We start from the raw sequence: 2,924 nt of genomic DNA on the forward strand, positions 1-2,924 counted from the left end.
AGTAATACTTTATTGATTCGATTCATAGAAAACAACTCCCCCCTCAAACACAAATCAAAGAAATACATTAATTTCCCTCGAGCAAATAACTAAACCCCTTCATCTGTGAATATAACTGATTTGAGTCTGAATGTGTTTGCCGTTTCTACAAAATAATTGGCGATTGTTTGTCCAAACATACGAAAGCGGCCAGAACAAAAGTAAAACAATTGCTCTGGTCGTTGGCCTAATTTCTATTCAGTAGCTTTTTAATAAACGCAATGTAAATCAAAAATTTGTCGTTTGTCAGTCGATAATCCAAGCCGGTTTGCTTGTAAATCATGGTTAGGCGATACCGAATCGTATTTGGATGGGTAAACATTGCCTGACTGGCTTTCTTGATCGATTCATTTTGACGGAAGAATTCTTTGACCGTTTCAAACATTTCGTCGTCTTCAAGGATTTGATCCATTTCGATTGGATACAGGCGGCTGTCTTGAGCCCGTGAAAGCTTTTGTACCAGTTTCCAGAGGCCAACGTCCCGATAAAAGACGGGGCGGTCAGACCAATCCAGTGTTTGAGCGATCTCAACGCCGAAGCTGGCTTCGATATAACAACGATGAATTTTTTTGGCCGGGTAAGCGTTGGACACGCCCTCATAAATGATGAAGCGGGGGATGTGAACGTTATGAATCAGCCGGGTGTAAGGCGTTCGGTCATGAGGCGGCAGCTCAACTTGATCGTTGCTAAAAAATGAAATTGCTGTGGCCCCGTTGGAAGATTCAAGAATGAAGTAAGTCTTAATTCTTCCTTCACGCTGGACCCGATCGAAGAAGGCTTGAATTTGATTAACCAGGTCGAACTGAATGGACAACCGCTCACCGGGCTTGGGGGTTTCGCCAAGGACGATCTTGGTAACTCTGACGTTAAGCTCATACAAATTGATATCCTTTAATCCGGAAACAAAGTCGAAATCTTTGTCGGATGCTGAATTTGATTTTAAGAGATAATCCAAATCAAGGTCAGCCATTTTATTGATTCGGCGATTTTCAAGTAAAAGCGCATTGATATCGTTGAGAATCTGTATGTAAGTCGCACTGGGCTCAATTTTAAATAATGGAAAGTTCAATTGATTGCCGTAGTCGATCAAGACTTGGGGGAACTCACCCGTTCCATCCGGTGAGTATGGCTTCACCATTAGTGCAACAACCCCTTTTTCGACCAACTGGGCAAGCAATTGTTTAGCGACACCCATGTCCTCCGGCATCATCCGCGAACTGGTGATCACGATTTCCCCGTTCTTCGCCCAGCCGTCTACCGTTCCACTGTCCATAATCGTAATCGCATTCACTTTGCGATTATTCAAAGGGACTTTATTGACTTGAACGATTCGTTTCTTTTCTTTAGTAATAATTTCTTCAAGATCAATCATCCGTATCACCTCCAGCAAAGGAAACGTAGCTCAACTTTATCAACCCCATTTTACAAAATTCAGCATCAAAATGGAAGCGTTTCAATGCCTAAATTGTTATCAAAAGCTGAATTATACCAACTATTTTGTTTTTCTCACAAATAAAACCGGTATTTTTTGTAATTTTAGTCAAAATATTGGCCCAATTTCCATGGTAAACTTTTGGCAACAATCGAAAGTAACATCCTTCAAAGAGATTGTCGTCGATGACCGCTGCATGTTTGTGAGAAGGTGAGAGTCATGTATCTACTACAAGTAACTCAATATTGCAGATGCCCACCAGTAAAGTGAGAAATCCTCGAGCTGTTCTGTATCATAATTGTCCATTTCCCGTTTGGCGGCTGATACGTGTATTTAATTAGGTAGTCTGTTAACCATTTGTGTGCAAGCCCCTTCATGCTGTTCATACTTGCGATTGGCTGGCAGCCTGATGTTAATGAGTGACTGGACATCTGCAATAACACGGGGAAGCGTTGTTGCGGTAGCCGCCAAATGAGACTAAATCCAACACAAAGAAGCTGAGCTAAAAGTGAAAACTTTTAACTCAGCTTCTTTTTTGGGGATTTTGTATTATCTAGCTAAATGTGTTCCTCAAACCAGCTTCGTCCGCTTAATCCGATACTGGGTTTCGACGCAACCCTGCGTCAAAGCCCAATATCATATTAATGCTCCGAAGCTAAACGGTTTGCTCCGCACTCTCGGTTTTAAAGTTCAACCCCATTGACGATGTAATCCGGTTGGTTGCCCTCATCCATGGCAACCGTGTTCTTAGCAACAATTTCAGCCATTGCATCACGCGCCTCAACAGTTGCGTTACCAATGTGAGGGGTCAAGATGACGTTCTTCAATGATTTGAAGCCATCGTCGACCTTTGGCTCAGCTTCATAAACATCCAAGCCGGCGCCGGCAATTTCGCCGTTCTTTAATGCTTCAAGCAACGCAGCTTCATCGATGAGCGGTCCTCGAGCCGCATTGATCAGCATGGCACTGTCTTTCATTTCCTTGAACTGTTCGGCACCCAGTAAATGATGGGTCTCAGGAGTTGCAGGGGCGTGTAGTGTAATGACATCGGCATTTTTCACAATGTCATCAACGCTGGCAAAGGTTGCCCCCAGCTTTTCTTCCGTTGCCGAGTCCAACTGGTGACGCTGGTTGTAAAGGATCTTCATGTCAAATGCATGCATTCTCTTGGCAACCGCCTGGCCAATTTGGCCCATGCCGATAATTCCAAGAGTCTTTCCGGCTAATTCGTGGCCTAAGAAGAACAGTGGTGCCCAGCCAGTGAAGCCTTTGGTGCGCATTAACTGGTCACCTTCAACAACTCGGTGGGCCAAGCTAATCATCAATGCGCAAGTAACTTCAGCGGTTGACGTGGTTGAAACCTTTGGCGTGTTGGTAACAGGGATGCCCTTTGATTTGGCATAGTCGGTATCAATATTGTTAAATCCTGCACCGTAGTTGGCAATCAACTTCA

Annotated in this window: 2 protein-coding genes; both read right to left on the minus strand. The window is 43.8% G+C overall.

Going from position 1 to position 2,924, the window contains the following annotated elements; all coding sequences use genetic code 11:
* Positions 1 to 226: 226 nt before the first annotated feature.
* A complete protein-coding gene (locus tag AB3112_RS10330) occupies positions 227 to 1,411 on the minus strand; it encodes a PucR family transcriptional regulator (protein ID WP_057910178.1) in 1,185 nt (394 codons plus the stop codon).
* Positions 1,412 to 2,154: 743 nt separating this feature from the next.
* Positions 2,155 to 2,924 (minus strand): NAD(P)-dependent oxidoreductase (locus AB3112_RS10335; RefSeq protein WP_367334439.1); only part of this gene is annotated, 770 nt, incomplete at its 5' end.

The sequence above is a fragment of the Lentilactobacillus sp. genome, assembly GCF_040773105.1.
Lineage (GTDB): Bacteria > Bacillota > Bacilli > Lactobacillales > Lactobacillaceae > Lentilactobacillus > Lentilactobacillus parabuchneri.